The sequence below is a fragment of the Aromatoleum toluclasticum ATCC 700605 genome, assembly GCF_000378245.1.
Taxonomy (GTDB): Bacteria; Pseudomonadota; Gammaproteobacteria; order Burkholderiales; family Rhodocyclaceae; genus Aromatoleum; species Aromatoleum toluclasticum.
This window is the reverse complement of record NZ_KB899504.1, coordinates 46,064-61,387: the sequence shown is the minus strand read 5'-3', so window position 1 is coordinate 61,387 and position 15,324 is coordinate 46,064. Positions and strand designations below refer to the sequence as shown.

Annotated in this window: 17 protein-coding genes; all 17 read right to left on the bottom strand. The window is 68.1% G+C overall.

Annotation, left to right across the window (positions count from 1 at the left end; translation table 11 throughout):
- Nucleotides 1-17: 17 nt before the first annotated feature.
- The 17 genes from F464_RS0120230 to merR all read right to left on the bottom strand — a co-directional run bounded on the left by F464_RS0120230 (nucleotide 18) and on the right by merR (nucleotide 15,282).
- The gene (locus tag F464_RS0120230) at nucleotides 18-626 is read right to left on the bottom strand and encodes a DsbE family thiol:disulfide interchange protein (protein WP_018991678.1); all 609 of its coding nucleotides are present in this window, start codon (nucleotides 624-626) and stop codon (nucleotides 18-20) included.
- Entirely contained in the window at nucleotides 623-1,555 is a 933-nt protein-coding gene (locus tag F464_RS0120225) for a F510_1955 family glycosylhydrolase (RefSeq protein WP_018991677.1), read from the bottom strand. The genes F464_RS0120230 and F464_RS0120225 overlap by 4 nt, the downstream gene beginning before the upstream one ends.
- Nucleotides 1,556-1,574: 19 nt before the next feature.
- Entirely contained in the window at nucleotides 1,575-2,318 is a 744-nt protein-coding gene (locus F464_RS0120220) for a cytochrome c biogenesis CcdA family protein (protein ID WP_018991676.1), read from the bottom strand.
- A 17-nt stretch (nucleotides 2,319-2,335) separates the two neighbouring features.
- Complete coding sequence (locus F464_RS29130; protein ID WP_084600556.1) at nucleotides 2,336-3,151, bottom strand: DsbA family protein; 816 nt, start codon at nucleotides 3,149-3,151, stop codon at nucleotides 2,336-2,338.
- A complete protein-coding gene (locus F464_RS29125; protein WP_018991674.1) occupies nucleotides 3,148-3,441 on the bottom strand; it encodes a hypothetical protein in 294 nt (97 codons plus the stop codon). The genes F464_RS29130 and F464_RS29125 overlap by 4 nt, the downstream gene beginning before the upstream one ends.
- Nucleotides 3,442-3,464: 23 nt before the next feature.
- Nucleotides 3,465-4,073 (bottom strand): TlpA family protein disulfide reductase, encoded by a 609-nt coding sequence (locus F464_RS0120205; protein WP_198292306.1) that lies wholly within the window; start codon nucleotides 4,071-4,073, stop codon nucleotides 3,465-3,467.
- Nucleotides 4,070-4,735 carry a c-type cytochrome gene (locus F464_RS0120200; protein WP_018991672.1) on the bottom strand — a complete coding sequence of 222 codons (666 nt, stop codon included), beginning with the start codon at nucleotides 4,733-4,735 and terminating at the stop codon, nucleotides 4,070-4,072. The genes F464_RS0120205 and F464_RS0120200 overlap by 4 nt, the downstream gene beginning before the upstream one ends.
- Nucleotides 4,736-5,229: 494 nt before the next feature.
- The gene (gene petA, locus F464_RS0120195; protein WP_018991671.1) at nucleotides 5,230-5,835 is read right to left on the bottom strand and encodes a ubiquinol-cytochrome c reductase iron-sulfur subunit; all 606 of its coding nucleotides are present in this window, start codon (nucleotides 5,833-5,835) and stop codon (nucleotides 5,230-5,232) included.
- 140 nt (nucleotides 5,836-5,975) lie between these two features.
- On the bottom strand, nucleotides 5,976-6,359 hold the full coding sequence (locus tag F464_RS0120190) for a copper-binding protein (RefSeq protein WP_018991670.1): 384 nt from the start codon (nucleotides 6,357-6,359) through the stop codon (nucleotides 5,976-5,978).
- 106 nt (nucleotides 6,360-6,465) lie between these two features.
- Nucleotides 6,466-6,795 carry a hypothetical protein gene (locus tag F464_RS0120185; RefSeq protein ID WP_040395601.1) on the bottom strand — a complete coding sequence of 110 codons (330 nt, stop codon included), beginning with the start codon at nucleotides 6,793-6,795 and terminating at the stop codon, nucleotides 6,466-6,468.
- A 59-nt stretch (nucleotides 6,796-6,854) separates the two neighbouring features.
- On the bottom strand, nucleotides 6,855-7,127 hold the full coding sequence (locus F464_RS0120180; RefSeq protein ID WP_018991668.1) for a hypothetical protein: 273 nt from the start codon (nucleotides 7,125-7,127) through the stop codon (nucleotides 6,855-6,857).
- Between the two features lie 66 nt (nucleotides 7,128-7,193).
- A complete protein-coding gene (locus tag F464_RS31125; RefSeq protein ID WP_018991667.1) occupies nucleotides 7,194-7,556 on the bottom strand; it encodes a CzcE family metal-binding protein in 363 nt (120 codons plus the stop codon).
- Nucleotides 7,557-7,968: 412 nt separating this feature from the next.
- Nucleotides 7,969-11,115: an efflux RND transporter permease subunit gene (locus F464_RS0120170; protein ID WP_018991666.1), complete on the bottom strand. Its 3,147-nt coding sequence runs from the start codon at nucleotides 11,113-11,115 to the stop codon at nucleotides 7,969-7,971.
- A complete protein-coding gene (locus F464_RS0120165; protein WP_018991665.1) occupies nucleotides 11,112-12,755 on the bottom strand; it encodes an efflux RND transporter periplasmic adaptor subunit in 1,644 nt (547 codons plus the stop codon). Before F464_RS0120165 ends, F464_RS0120170 begins: the two co-directional genes overlap by 4 nt.
- Complete coding sequence (locus F464_RS0120160) at nucleotides 12,752-14,155, bottom strand: TolC family protein (protein WP_157353974.1); 1,404 nt, start codon at nucleotides 14,153-14,155, stop codon at nucleotides 12,752-12,754. The genes F464_RS0120165 and F464_RS0120160 overlap by 4 nt, the downstream gene beginning before the upstream one ends.
- Before the next feature lie 110 nt (nucleotides 14,156-14,265).
- Nucleotides 14,266-14,523 (bottom strand): hypothetical protein, encoded by a 258-nt coding sequence (locus F464_RS0120155; protein ID WP_157353968.1) that lies wholly within the window; start codon nucleotides 14,521-14,523, stop codon nucleotides 14,266-14,268.
- A gap of 351 nt (nucleotides 14,524-14,874) precedes the next feature.
- A complete protein-coding gene (gene merR, locus F464_RS0120150) occupies nucleotides 14,875-15,282 on the bottom strand; it encodes an Hg(II)-responsive transcriptional regulator (RefSeq protein ID WP_018991662.1) in 408 nt (135 codons plus the stop codon).
- Nucleotides 15,283-15,324 lie beyond the last annotated feature (42 nt).

Here is a 15,324-nt window from a genome sequence, read left to right as displayed (position 1 = left end):
CGTGGAATCGGCTTGCGCTAGGGCTTGCCCGTTGCGCGCAGGCGCTCGATCATTGGCATCAGCTCCGCGTTGACGAACTCGGGCGTGATCGGCCCGATGTGCTTGTAGGCGATGCGCCCGTCGGCGCCGATGACGAAGGTCTCGGGCACGCCATACACGCCCCAGTCGATGCCCACGCGGCCGTCTACATCCGCGCCGGTGCGGGTGTACGGATCGCCCCATTCTGCGAGCCAGCGTGCCGCGTCGTCGGGCTGGTCCTTGTAGTTGAGGCCGTGGATGGGGACCAGCCCGCGGGCCTGCACCTCCATGAGCACGGGATGCTCTTCGCGGCAGGCGACGCACCACGAGGCGAAGACGTTCACCAGCGCGACCTCGCCCTTGCCGAGGTCGGCACTCGACAAACCGAGCGTCCGGCCCTTGACCGGCGGCAGGTCGAACGCCGGCACCGGCCTGCCGATGAGCGGCGAAGGCACTTCGCGCGGATTCAGCGTCAGGCCGACGGCGAGCGCCACGACCAGGACGAGGAAGACGCCAAGGGGCAGCAGCGCGCCCCACCGGCTCCGCACCGCGGCGCGGCCCGCCTTCGGCGTGCGCGCGGCGAGGTCATCATGCGTGTCGGCCCTCATGGCTTGCTCGCCCGCGGCCCGTCACGACGATCCACGCCCTGCCCCTGGCGCGCGATCGGCTCCCAGGTCTTGCCGCCGTCGCGGCTGAGGAAGGCGCTGCGCTTGAAGGTCGCAATCGCGTACTCGTTCCGCCGAGCCGGATTCTGGGCGACGTAAGCCACCGCGTCCTCGCCGAGCGGCGGGAGCGCTATCTCTTTGGCCGAGTCGCCGTTCCACTCGATGCGGTGCAACGTCGGGTTGCCGTCATGCCCGGCGGACCACAGATGGGTGCCGTCAAGATCGAAGAACGTCGCCAGGGTCTGGCCCGCGGCCAGCCGACGGAAGGTGTCGCCCGCGTCGGTCGACAGGAAGACGCCGTCGCGGGTCCCGACCGCCACCACCTTCGTGTTCTCCGGATGCACCGCGAGGCTCGTTGGCTCGCCGGAGAGGCCGCGCCCGGCGGCCTTCTTCCACATGAGTCCATCATTCAGCGTGGAGTGCAGGCCGGCCGACTGCATGCGCGAATTGGGCGCGTGATTGAACACGTACACCGCATCGGTGGCGAACCCGGTGGCGAGCAGATGGAAATCGGACTCGCCTTCGAGGCCGAGCCTCTTCCAGCTCTTGCCGCCGTCGTCGCTGCGGATCAGGCCGAAGGGGTTGCCCAAGCCCGAGCCGGGTGCCGGATGGCCGCTGCTGTAAAAGCGCGCGCGGGTCGCGGAAAAGCCCATGTAGTCGTGCGCGGGCCCGGGCGCCTTGGACCATTTGCCGTTTTCATAGACGGCGAGGCCGTGGTGGCTGGGGATGAAGAGGCGCGCGCCATCGGCGCTCCAGGCAAGGCCGTGGACGTGGGTGAGCGTCACGTCGGCCCGGGCGACGCCTGCGGCGAAGAGTAACAGGGCGAGCCCGCTGAACAGGGAGGCGAGAAAGGGAATTCGTGGTGCGTACATAAGGAATGGCTCCTGAAATTTATCCGATTCGCCCGAGCACCGGAAACTGCTCGAGCAGCCAGTAACTGAACGCCGTGAGCTGGCCCGTCATCATCGCCACGCCCATCGTCACCATCACCAGACCGGCGACAACCTGCAGCGGGCGCCCGGCGTGGCGCAGCGTCTTCAGCCGGCCGACAAGCTCGCGCATGAACACCGCCGAGAGCACGAAGGGCACCCCCAGGCCCAGGGCGTAGGCCGAAAGCAGCGAGACCCCGCCGGACACGGAGCCCTGCATCGCGCTCGCGGTCAGGATCACCCCGAGCACCGGCCCGATGCACGGCGTCCAGCCGAAGCCGAAGGCGACCCCGAGCACCAGTGCCGAGGCCGGATGCCCGCTCGCCAGATGCGGGTGGAAGCGCCAGTCGCGGTGAAACCACGCCACGTGCCGGAACAGCCCGAGCATGAAGAGACCGAAGGCAACGACGATCACGCCGCCGACGAGGCCGGCTTCGTGGCGGTAGCGCAGCAACAGCTGCCCCAGCGCGGTGGCGCTCGCCCCCAGGGCGACGAATACTGCCGAGAACCCCAGCACGAAGAAAAGGCTCATCACGCCTGCGTGGAGCCGGGTGCGGGCGTCGACCGCAGGTTGCGCACCGTGCAGCGAGTGCCCCGCCATATAAGAGACATAGGCGGGCACCAGGGGCAGCACGCAGGGCGAGAGGAAGGAGACGAGGCCGGCTGCGGCGGCACCGGCGAGTCCGAGGGTGGCGGCGTCGATCATGGCCTGCTCGGTCGAACTCAGCGCTTGGTGTCGAGCACACGCTCGACCGCGGCCTGCAACGCGGCAAGCGGCTGCGCGCCGACCACCCATTCGGTGGCGCCGCTACGATTGTTGCGGACCAGCGTCGCGGGCGTGCCGGTGACGCCGATCGCGTTGCCGTCGGCGATGTCCTCGTCCACCCGTTTGATCATCGCCGGGTCGGCCAGGCAGCGCGAGAAGTCGTCGCCCTTGAGGCCCAGCTCGGTGGCGATGGCGAGCTCGGACTTGCCTTCGGCGAGACCTTGGCCATTGGAGCGCGTGTGGCGGAAGAGTGCGTCGGTGTACTTCCAGAACGCCTCATTGCCGCCGAGCTTCGCCGCGCATTCGCTGGCGACGGCCTCGCGGCGCGCGGCCGGATCGTGAAAGGCGAGCGGAAAGTGGCGATAGACCCAGTTCACGCGCCCGCCGTGGCGCTCCAGCACGGCCGCGGGCGCGTCGTGGAAGCGCTTGCAGAACGGACACTCGAAGTCCGAATACTCGATCAGCGAGACTTCCGCCGCGGCGTTGCCACGGATGTGGTCGCGGTTGGCCACCACCTTGCGCGCCGCCTTGCCCCGCTCGGCCGTCTGCGCCTGCTGTCGCGCAAGCTCGTTGCGCTGCGCCTCCTGCCGGCGCTCGATCACCCGGGTGAGCGCGCGATCGACGACGCGGTCGAGGACGCCCTCGCTTTCGAGCTTGCGCACGATGGCGTCGACCAGGGCGGGATCGGGGCCGGCCGCTGCGGCTGTCTCGGCGGTGTGCCCCGGAACGGCCATGATGCCGGCGAGGAGCATGGCGAGAAGAAGACGTCTCATGGCCGATCCCCTGAGTCGGCGGCAGCGCCGCCGTGGCAACTGCCCTGTTTTCCGTGCCGCCCGGCGCACAGCCCCGCCGCGCACATCGCCGCGCAGGGCAGCAGGCCGACGACGACCGACGTGAGCCCGGCCGCCGCGAGCCAGTCCCAGCCGAGGAACAGCCCGCCTCCGACCCCCAACGTGGCCAGCGCCACCCACAGTGTGCGTCCCGGTGCGCGACGAATGAAGCCGATCGGGCGGCGAAGCGCCTGCCCGGCCGCATGGAATGGATGTACCCTTGAGCTTTCCATCTGAGTCTCTCCTTTACGGTCTGTCATTGCTGCAATCCCTGGCCGCGCCCGCGGGGCTTGGCGTCGGGCTCCACCAGCTTGCGAATTTCCGCGATCTCTGCCGACGCGTCCCATTCCGCCGGACCCACCCGGCGCCAGCGCTCGCGGCCGTCGCGATCGACCAGCACGGTGGTCGGGATGCCCACGGCGCCGAGGGTGCTCGTGACCTCGGCCGAGGGATCGATGTAGAGCGCGAGTTTGCGGATGCCGTACTGCTGGTAGAACTCGCGGACGGCCTGCGGACTGCGGTCGATGGACAAGGCCACCACCTCGAAGGCGGGACCGCCCAGCAGCGCCTGCAGGCGGTCGAGGGACGGCATCTCCTTGCGGCACGGCACGCACCAGGTGGCCCACAGATTCAGCAGCACGACCCGCCCGCGAAAATCGGCCAGCGAGCGGATGTTCCCGCTCGCATCCTGAAAGCGGATCTCCGGTAGTTGCGGCGCTGCGGTCCCCTCGTCGGCCGCCGCCGTAGCCGGGGCGAAGCGCTCGTCGCCATAGCGCCCCGCAGCGATCACGACGGCGACGGCGGCGAGGATGGCGAGCCTGCGCGCGAACTGCATTGCGCCGCGATTCGATTCCCTCGGGGTCATGGACATTCGTTCCGGATGAAGGCTGAGAACTCTTCGGGTACCGCGAACACGACCTGCGCGCGGTCGCCGCCCATGCCCGCGCCGACGATGACCGGTTCGCCCTGGCGCGGACCCCGCGGTGACGAATCGGTCTTGAAGCGCAGGTTGAACTCCCAGAAGGCATGGACGCCGCCGTCACCGAGGGTCACGCGATAGGTGTCACCGCAATGGCGGATGGCGCTCACGCGCTGGCCGGCATCGACGGCCTTCAGGTCCGGCAGGCCGGGTGCCTTCGGTGCCGCGAGCTTGCCCTCGGAGACCGCGCGCAGGTAGGCAATCAAGTCGCCGCGCGCGCGGGCGTCGGGCAGACCCTGGTACGCCATCGCGTTGCCCGGGATGAAGCTGGCCGGATCGCGCAGCCAGGCGTCGAGCGACTTTTCGTTCCACACCACCGCCGATTGGCGCACGGCGTCCGAGTAACGGCGGAAGCCTTCGGCCGTGCCCGCCCGACGCCCGAACACGGAGGCGAGAGTCGGGCCTGTGCGATGCTCACCGGCGACGAGCGAATGGCACGCGGCACAGGCGCGGAAGCCGTGCGCGCCGCGGGCCGCGTCGCCAGCGGCCAGCGCGACGGCGGGGGCACAAAGCGCGGCCAGGGCCGCAAATGCATGCTGAAAGGTCATGTCGGATTCCTCCTCGCTGGGGCTCGCCACGGCGTCGCGCTCGGGAAAGCGGTCGGCGTAGGCGGATGGGCGTGCGCTTTCATCGCTGCAGCAAGAGTCTCACCATGCGCCCCAGTGCGCTGATCAGCCCCCGGATCGGACAAGTCTGTCATCGCCCATTCCTTTATCTGTTACGGCGGGCTCCCGAATCGGAGCGCCCCCCGCCGAACCAGCGTGACCACCATCTCGTCGTGCACATCACGCCACAGCCGAGCAGGATCAGGACCGCGGTCAACAATCCCGCGGCCGCCAGCCAGTGCCAGCTCAGATACAGCCCCCCTCCCACGCCCGCCGCAACCAGCACAGCTGCAGCCCCCGCGAGAGTGAGCCTGCCGCCCAGCCGCCGATGCGACGACGGGCAGACAGAGGGGTTCACCGACCTCGCATTGGTTCTGACGGTTTCTGGATTTTCCATGGACGAATCTCCTTCAAATCCTTCCCGTGAATGACACTCCTCAGACTTCGGTTTCGTCGGCGCCGATCAGCAGCGTCGACTCGGTCAGATAGCGGTACCGCGGAATCTCGAGGTTGGTGGGCGCCGGAACGTTCTTGAAGACGCGGCCGGCCAGGTCGAACCGGGAGCCGTGGCAGGGGCAGTAGAAACCGCCCGGCCAGGACGGACCCAGATCGGCCGGCGCCACCTCCGGGCGGAAGGTCGGCACGCAACCGAGATGGGTACAGAGGCCTACCGCCACCAGGTACTCGGGCTTGCGCGAGCGCAGCGGGTTCGTCGCGTACTGCGGCTGCTGCGGCCTCTCCGACCTGGGATCGCTCAGCAGCGGATCGTTCGCCACCAGCCGCGCGATCATCTCGGGCGTGCGGTGCAGGATCCATACCGGCTTCCCCCGCCACTCGACGGTCATCAGTTCGCCGGCCCCGAGCCTGGCCAAGTCCGTCTCCACCGGCGCACCCGCCGCGCGTGCCCGCTCGCTCGGGGACATGCTGAGGACGAAGGGAATCGCCGTCCCCACGGCGGCCGCCCCAGCGGCGGCGGAAGTGGCGATGACCAGTTTGCGGCGCGTGGGATTCGTCGCCTTGGGCCACGGTTTCTGCTCGTTCATGGTTGCACTCCTTCAGCTTGCGACGCCCTGCTGAGCGATCGGCTCGGCCCTGCCACCGGCTAGCGCAATCCGCGTCAAGGCGGCCCGTCCGGCGGAGGAAAAGCCGGCCGGCGAGGCCTGGCGGCCCACCGGCCTGCCGGTCATTTCACGCCGGTCACGACATACCCCTTGCCGTCCTGAACAAACTCGAACTCCACCTTCTTGCCGACGGTGAGCTTGTCGAGGAGCATCTTGTCCTTCACGGCAAAGGTCATGGTCATCGCCGGCCAGTCGAGGCTCTTCACCGGCTCATGGTCGAAGGTCACGCTGCCGCCCCCGGCGTCGAGCTTCTTCACGACGCCGACTCCCTTGTGCGTGGCTGGCGCACCGGGCATGGCCTTCTGGCCGCCCATGTCCATGCTCTTCATCCCTTCCATCTTCTGCATGCCCATATCCTTCATGTCGCCCATCTTCTGCTGGGCAAGCGCTGCACCAGCGCCAAGCGTCAGGGCGATCATCAGAGCGGCCATTGCGGTTTGCTTCATTTGTAGTTTCCTTTCGTTGCGGGTTGAAGGAACAGTTACGCCGCGAGGCGACCTCCGGCGCCCGAACTCACTGCCGGTTGATGCAGGGGCCTCGCGATGTCTTGCGTTACGGCTTCTCGTCCTTGATTTGGGCGGCATACTTGGAGACGATCTCGCCCATCTTCTGCATCATCTCCGCCTGCATCTGCAGTTGCAGCTTCTCGTTGCCGGGCGGGAGTTGCGGCAGCATGTGGCCCGCCATACCGCCCTGCATCATGCGGCTGCAGTTGCCCATCATGTTCATCATCCCCATCATGCCGTCGCCCATGGGCATGCCTTCCATCCCGGGGGCGCCTGCAGGCCGATCGGGTGACTGACCCTGTGCCGACGTGATACTCCAGGCGCCCCCGGCAAGAAGTGTGACCGCCAGGATCGAGACAACGAATGTCTTTCTCATTTCAAGCTCCTTGAATGTCAATGTTGTCTGCTTTCCACCTTGTATTCGGGGAACGCCGGTCAAAGCGGCTTGCCCGCCGCTTCCTTGCATGCCTTCATCTCCGCTTCAAAGCGTTGTTGGCGCAGTTGATTGAGATACGGCGTGGACGTCGCGCGCGGGCCGTGGTCGACCGGCAGCACGAGCCGTCTGGATTCGCAGCCTTTCTCCGTTGCGGCCCGAAGCTGAGCCGCCTTGCGGCCCTGCTCGATGGTCTGGAAATCGGGACCGGCGATGGCCGGCACGGTGGCGCCAAGCGTCAGGACACCGGCGAGGATGATCAACAGCCTGTTCATTGCATGCTCCTTTCATTCCTGGTAAGCGAACGAGGGGACGCGAACTTCACGTCCCCTTCACATGCCTTAATTCCCCCGATAAAGCGGATCGGGCGCGACGTACACCGTGATCGGTGCACCGCCTAGCACGCCCGCCGGCGCCACCTGTTTCAGGTCGAAGGGGCGTGTGCCGAGCGTATCGAACTTCCACATGAAGCTCTGCGCACCGACGACGAACCGTATCGTCTCGTTCTGCTCGACATTCACCCAGCGGGCGGTGGCATCGAGACGAATTTCGCGATCGGCTTCGCCCGCATGCACCGGTGTGCCGTAAGTCGAGTTCGCCGGCGGATGAGCCGCAGACGCCGGAACAGCGAAAGCGGCGATCAACGCCAGGGCACTGACAACGAGACCGCCGCGGATGGTGTGTTGAGACTTGATCGTGTTCATGATTGCTCCAAAGAAAATTGGATTCATTGACCGCTTGAGATGCCTCTCGAATTTCGGAACACGACCGTTGGCTAATTCAGCCATCTGCAGTACAGCGAGTGAATACGTATGGAACTCGGCGCCGCAGACGTGACTGCCCAAGCTTGCGAGACACCGAAACGCGGCGTTTGCGCCACGGCACAGGAAGCCGCCGCACCGTGGCCGTTGGCGCCTCCCGCATTGGCCGCCGTGTAGCCTGACGGCAGCGGACATGTCGCACAAGGCAGGCAGTCGATCGCGCCGGTGAGGCAATGCGCCACCAGCAGCACGTGCCCGGTCGGCTGCGCCTGCACGACGGGTGGCGCAAGCAGTGCAAGACCTATGACTGCCTGCAGCAGCAGCGCCGACACCCCTCCGCGAATCCGAGCCGATGTCATGACCGCCGATATTCCGCGTCGTTGCGTCCGCGCCGGCGCATCAGCAGGTAGGCGGCCGGAATCACGAACATCGACAGCAGCGGCGCGGTGATCATGCCGCCCACCATCGGTGCGGCGATGCGCTGCATGACCTCGCTGCCGGTGCCCGCGCCCCACATGATCGGGAACAGGCCGGCGAGGATCACCGCCACGGTCATCGCCTTGGGCCGCACGCGGAGCACCGCGCCTTCGCGAATCGCGTCGAGGAGATCGGCCTCGCCGGTCTTGTCTTCGTCGAGCCGCGCGAACCACGCCTGCTTGAGGTACAGCAGCATGATCACGCCGAACTCGGCGGCCACCCCGGCCAGCGCAATGAAGCCGACCACCCCGGCGACCGACAGGTTGTAGTCGAGCAGGTACAGCAGCCAGATGCCGCCGACCAGGGCGAAGGGCAGCGTCGTCATGATCAGCAGCGCTTCGCCGAAGTGCTTGAAGGCGAGGTAGAGCAGCACGAAGATGATCAGCAGCGTGAAGGGCACCACCAGCTTGAGCTTGGCGGTGGCGCGCTCGAGGAACTCGAACTGCCCGGACCACGACACCGAGTAGCCCGGCGGCAGGTCGACCTGCTCGGTCACGACGCGCTGCATGTCGCGCACCGCCGAGCCGAGATCGCGGCCGCGGATATCGACATACACGTAGCCGGCGAGCCGCGCGTTCTCGCTCCTCAGCATCGGCGGGCCATCAGCGATGCGGACGTCGGCTACGTCCGAGAGCACGAACTGCTGCCCGCGCGGGTTGACGATCGGCAGCGTCCGCAGCCGCGCGAGCGAATCGCGGATCTCGCGCGGATAGCGGACGTTGATCGGAAAGCGCTGCAGCCCCTCGACGGTCTCGGCGATGTTCATGCCGCCCACCGCCGAGCTCACCACCGACTGCACGTCGGCGATGTTGAGGCCGTAGCGGGCGGCGGCCTCGCGCCGGATGTCCACGTTCACGTAGCGGCCGCCGGTCAGGCGCTCGGCGAAGGCGCTCGTTACCCCGGGCACCGGTTTCAGGGCGCGTTCGATCTCGCCGGTGAGCCGGTCGATCACGGCGAGATCCGGTCCCAGCACCTTGACGCCGACCGGGCTCTTGATGCCGGTGGCGAGCATGTCGAGGCGGTTGCGGATCGGCGGCACCCAGATGTTGGTCAGCCCCGGCACGCGCACGATCTTGTCGAGCTCGTCGACGAGCTTGTCCGGGGTTAGCCCCGGCCGCCACGCCTCGCGCGGCTTGAACTGGATCGTGGTCTCGAACATCACGAGCGGCGCCGGGTCGGTGGCGGTCGCTGCCCGCCCCGCCTTGCCATAGACGCTCTTCACTTCGGGCACGGTCTTGATCAAGCGGTCGGTCTGCTGCAGCAGCTCGGCCGCCTTGCCCGCGGACAGGCCCGGCAAGGCCGTGGGCATGTAGAGCAGGTCGCCTTCGTCGAGCGGCGGCATGAACTCGCTGCCGATGTGCTGCAGCGGCCACAGGCTTGCGAGCAGCGCCACCGCGGCGAGCGCCAGCGTCGCCTTGGGAAAGCGCAGCACCCCGTCGAGGAGCGGCCGGTAGGCCGCGATCAGCCAGCGGTTGAGCGGGTTCGCCTGCTCATCGGGAATCCGCCCGCGGATGAGATAGCCCATCAGCACCGGGATCAGCGTCACCGCCAGGCCCGCCGCGGCCGCCATGGCGTAGGTCTTGGTGAAGGCGAGCGGCGAGAACATGCGGCCTTCCTGGGCCTCGAGCGTGAACACCGGGATGAACGAGAGCGTGATGATCAGGAGCGAAAAGAACAGCGCCGGGCCGACCTCCACGGCGGCATCGCCGATCACGTGCCAGCGGGCGGCGCCCTGGAGCTTTTCGCCGGGATGCTCGTGCGCCCAGGCTTCGAGGTGCTTGTGGGCGTTCTCGATCATCACCACGGCCGCATCCACCATCGCGCCGACCGCGATCGCGATGCCGCCGAGCGACATGATGTTGGCGTTGACGCCCAGCCGCTGCATGACGATGAAGGCGGCGAGTATCCCCAGCGGCAGCGAGACGATGGCGACGAAGGCCGAGCGCAGGTGAAAGAGGAAGAGCGCGCACACCACGGCGACGACGATGAATTCCTCGACGAGCTTGTGCGTGAGGTTGTCGATCGCCCGCTCGATGAGGCCCGAGCGGTCGTACACGGGCACGATCGCCACCCCCTTGGGCAGACTCTTCTGCAGGACGGCAAGCCGTTCCTTCACCGCCTGGATGGTGGTGAGCGCGTTCTTGCCCGAGCGCATCACGATCACCCCGCCGACCGCCTCGCCCTCGCCGTCGAGCTCGCCGATACCGCGCCGCATCTCCGGCCCGAGCTGCACGCGCGCCACATCGGCGAGCCGTACCGACACGCCGGCATCCGTGGTCATCAGGGGAATGGCGCGGAAGTCTTCCAGCGTCTGCAGGTAGCCGGAGGCGCGCACCATGTACTCGGCCTCGCCGAGCTCGAGCACGGAGCCACCGGCCTCCTGGTTGCCGCGGCCGATGGCCTCCACGACCCGGGCATGCGGAATGCGGTAGGCCGCGAGCTTGTCCGGATCGAGCACCACCTGGTACTGGCGCACCATGCCACCGATGGTGGCCACCTCGGCCACGTCGGGCACGGTCTTCAACTCGAACTTGAGGAACCAGTCCTGCAGCGCCCGCAGCTGCGAGATGTCGAGCTGCCCCGACTTGTCCTCCAGCGCGTACTGGTAGATCCAGCCCACGCCGGTGGCGTCCGGCCCGATCGAGGAGGTGGCGCCGGGGGGCAGGCGCGACTGCACCTGGTTGAGGTATTCCAGTACGCGGGAACGCGCCCAGTAGAGGTCCGTGCCGTCCTCGAACAGCACATACACATAGCTGTCGCCGAAGAAGGAGAAGCCGCGCACGACCTTGGCGCCGGGCACCGAGAGCATGGTGGTCGTGAGCGGATAGGTAACCTGGTTCTCCACGAGTTGCGGCGCCTGGCCGGGATAGGTGGTGCGGATGATGACCTGCACGTCGGAGAGATCGGGCAGGGCATCGAGCGGGGTGCGTGACAACGCGACCACGCCCCACGCCGTGAGCATCACGGTCGCGAGCATCACCAGGAAACGGTTGGCGATGGACCAGCGGATGAGGTTCGCGATCATTTCGCACCGCCTTCGGCCATGCCCGCCGCCTTCTTCGCCGCACGCCGGATGCTGACGATCTGCGGGGCGTCGCCCTCCTGCATGCGGAATTCGATGTCGACGTCTGCGCCCGCTTTCAGCTCCCGTCGCTCGAGCCCAGGTGCCAGCTTGAAGTCCATGGTCATCGCCGGCCACTTGAGGCTCTCGATCGCCGGATGGCTCAGGGTGAGCACGTCATTGGCGACGGCCTCGATCGACGCGCGGGTGCGATGGGTGTCGGCGGCGGCCGGCGCCTCCTCATTGGCCATCCCTCCCAGACGCGCCTCGATGCCCGCGAGGCTCGCTTCCGAGTCGATCAGGAACTGCCCCGACAGCACCACCCGCTGCCCGGCCTGCAAGCCCCGCAGGATCTCCGTCTGCCCGCCCGACTCGATCCCGGTGACGACCTCGGCCGGGCGGAAGCGGCCGTCTTCCTCGGCGAGCATCACCAGCGTGCGCTTGCCGGTCGCGATGATCGCCTCGGTCGGCACGCGCAGGGTCCTGCCTTCCCGCTCGTCGGCGAAGCGCATCTGGACGAACATGCCGGGCACCAGCCGCGCGCCGGGATTGGCGAGCTCCATGCGCGCCTTGAGGGTGCGCGTCTGCGGATTCACCTCCGGCAGCAGCGCCTGTACGCGCCCCGCGAAGCTCGCGCCCGGCAGCGCCGGGCTGGTCGCCGTCACCGGCGCGCCGGGGGCGAGTTGTGCCGCCTGGCTCTCGGGCACCTCGGCATTGGCCCACACGGTCGCCAGGCCGTTGATGCGCACGAGCGTCATGCCCGGCATCACCGTCATCCCTTCACGCACCATCAGCTCGGTGACCGCGCCGGCGATGGGCGCGCGGATCGTCAGTCTCGGCTGAATGCGGCCGCTCGATTCGACGAACCGGATCTGTACCTCATCCATGCCCGCCTGGCGCATGCGGGCACGCGCGGCGTCGAGCAGGGCGGCAAGGTCCCTCCCCTGCATGCGGCGCACGGACAGGAAATCCTCCTGCGCAGCGACCCAGTCGGGCACGTAGAGCTCGACCAGCGGCTGGCCCTTGCCCACATGGTCGAGCGTGGCGCGCACGTGCAGCTTCTCGACATAGCCCATCGCGCGGGCCTGGACGACGGCCTGGTCACGCTCGTTCCAGGCAATCGCGCCCACCGCGGTGACCGCCGGCGTGAGCGCACCTTCGGTCACGGTTGCGGTGCGCAGGCCAATGTTCTGCTGGATGCGCGGGCTGATGGTGACGGTGCCGGCGTCGCCGCCCTCGGCGCCGGCGTAGGCCGGCACCAGCATCATGTCCATGAAGGGGGACTTGCCCGGCGCTTCAAACTTTTTGCCCGGGACCATCGGGTCGTGGTAGTGGAGGATCTTGCGGCCGGTCACCGGGTCCACCATCCCGGCCTTGAGGCCGTCGGCGATGTGGCGGCGCGTGGCGGCTTCGCCCTCGGCGACGCCCCAGGTCGAAGGATCGACGGCGGCGGCGGGCGCCTGAGCAGCCGAGGCCGCGCCAGTGGCGGCGGCGCCGGCGGACGTTTCCGTGGCGTGCTGCAGCCCCAGGCGGTAGAGGCCGAAGCCCGCGGCGCCGAGCACCCCGGCGGCCGCCAGGCCGATCGCAATGTTCTTGAGTTTCATCGTTGTTGCTCCGGTGCGTTCGTCATGGATGGCTGCGGAGAGGCGGCATTTTCCGTCTCGCCTTCGCTCGGGATCAGGTACTCGAGCTCGACCCACAGCCCGGCGGTTTCCATTTCGATGCGCAGCCGCTCGATGCGGGTGTCGATCTCCATCCGGCGTGCTTCAAGCACGTCCGACAACCCGCCACGGCCGCCGCGATAGGCCGCCAGCGCGGCGCGGGTGCGCTCGGTGGCGAGCGGGACCAGCGTCGCGTCGTAGTCGGCCAGCCGTGCGAGGTTGGCTCGCCAGGTCGCGAGCCAAGCCTCGGTCTCGGCCAGATGCGCGCGCGTCATCTCCTCGCGCTCGGCCCGCGCCTGCTCGGCCTTGGCCAGCCGGGCGGCGAGCTCACGGTCTTGCCGGTTTTTCTGGTCCCACTGCAGCGGCACGCTCACGGCGATCGAGACCATGTTGGAGAAGGCCTCGCCGCGCTGGCTGTACATCAGCGACGCGGTCCAGTCCACGCGCTTGTCCTGGCGAGCGACTTCGGCCGCGGCCAGCGCCACGGCCTCTTGTGATGCCATCAGGGCGATGTCGGGGTGCCGGTCGAGCTCGTGCTCGAGGCGGTGCACCGCGAGCCGCGTCGTCGAAATCGGCGGCGCGTCGCCCAGGGGTGCAGCGGCGAGCTCGCCCACCCAGCGTGCCAGCGTGGTGGTGGCGTTGGCCTCGCGCGCCTGAGCCGCCCGGATCCGGTCGTCGATGCGGGCCACGCTCGATCGCGCCATGAAGAGGTCGGCCTGTGCGCCGCGGCCGGCACGGTAGGCGGCTTCGGCGGCCTCGATCTGCAGGGCCGCCTCGTCGCGCTGCTGCGACAACAGCGCGACCATCTGCTGCTGGTAGTAACGGTCGAACCAGGCCGTCGCGGTGCCGCGTCGCAGCTCGGCGAGCTGCATGGCGCGCGCGGCCTGCGCGCTGTCGGCCTCACGCTCGAAACGCGCCGCGCGGGCCCGGCGCTTGTCCGCGCGGGTGAAGGTCTGCGTGAGGCCGACCGAGCGCATGGTCATGAAGTCGTCGGTCAGGCTGAAGCGCATCGGCCCGTCGACGGGCAGGTTGTCGACCGACAGGCGCAGCATCGGGTCGGGCAGGCGCTCGGCCGCAACGGCCAGCTCGCGCGCCGAGCGGGCTGCCGCCTCCTGCGCGACCAAGGCGTAGGAGCGCGCTTGCGCTGCGTCCAGCGCCGCCTCCAGGGTCAGCGCGTGGGCGGGAGGTGTGATCTGCGCGGTGGTCTGCGCCGCGGCCCAGCCGGAAAGACCGGCCGTGAGCAACGCTGCGCCGAGCGCACGCAGGACGCCGGGTCGGCGCGCGAGCGGCTTCTTGTTCTTTCGGGACGCGCATGCGCGCGCCCCTTCCAATGAAAATGGCATAGGCTGAATCCGAACGAGTCAGGCGTCGCCGCAACGCGGCACGCGCGAACCGTCATCTCAGGCCACAGGCGTCAAGGCGCGGGCCCGAAACGACAAACGGAAGAACGAATTCAGACGGAGCGGGGAGGCCGCCAGACCCCAGTGGGGTCGCGGGACAGGACGGGGGATTCGACTGCGGAAACGAGCGTCGCGGCAGCGACGAAGGGTTGCACGAGGCGCGGGAACACCGGCTGATACAGGCTGCTGCTCTTGCACTCCTGGCCGGGCTTGCACGGATGAGGCTTGTCCGGCTGGCCATGCTCGCCGTCTACGGGGTCGCAACAGGCGTTGCCGGTGTCGGCCATCTCCATCATGGGCATCGACTGCATGGGGCAGACCTCCGGCAGAGCGCGCCCCGCCCAGGCGTACGCGGGAAGCGTCACCATCAGGAGCAGCGCGATCAGTCGCCGGAAGAAGGGCATATACACTTTGAATCGGGAAATGGCCGTGGCGATTCTACATGCAGGATGGGCGAGAAAGGAAGCTCGCATCCCAGCGCATCACGGCAATATGACCTTGACGATGTTAAAAGTTCCAAGGCACAGCGGCGCGGGGGCGAATGGGCGAACCTCGCCACCGCAAGACCCCCCCGCCGACCATGCAAACCGCCACTGCAGCAAACCGGAGACGAGAATCCAGCTGCTGCGAAGACGTAGCCGTGCAAACCAGCGGGATCCCCTTCAGCAGTCGTGCAGGGCCGAGATCAAGGGACAGGAAATGTTTCCCTGGTGCGCGTGGCAGGCGCACACGAGTCGGGACAGCACGGACTCGATGCGCACCAGATCAGCCAGCTTCGCGCGCACGTCCTGCAACTTCTGCTCGGCCAGGCGACCGGCTTCCTCGCACTGGGTGCCATCCTCCAAGCGCAACAGCTCAGCCACTTCGTCCAGGCTGAACCCCAGGCGCTGGGCGGATTTCACGAACCTGACCCGCGCCACATCCGCTCTACCGTAACGGCGGATGCGGCCGTAGCGCCGCTCCGGCTGCGGCAGCAAGCCCTTGTGCTGATAGAAGCGGATCGTCTCGACATTGACGCCGGCGGCCTGGGCGAAGGTACCGATCGTCAGATTCTCCAGATCGTTCTCCATACCGCTTGACTCCGTAGTTGACTACGGCAGTAACGTTACAAC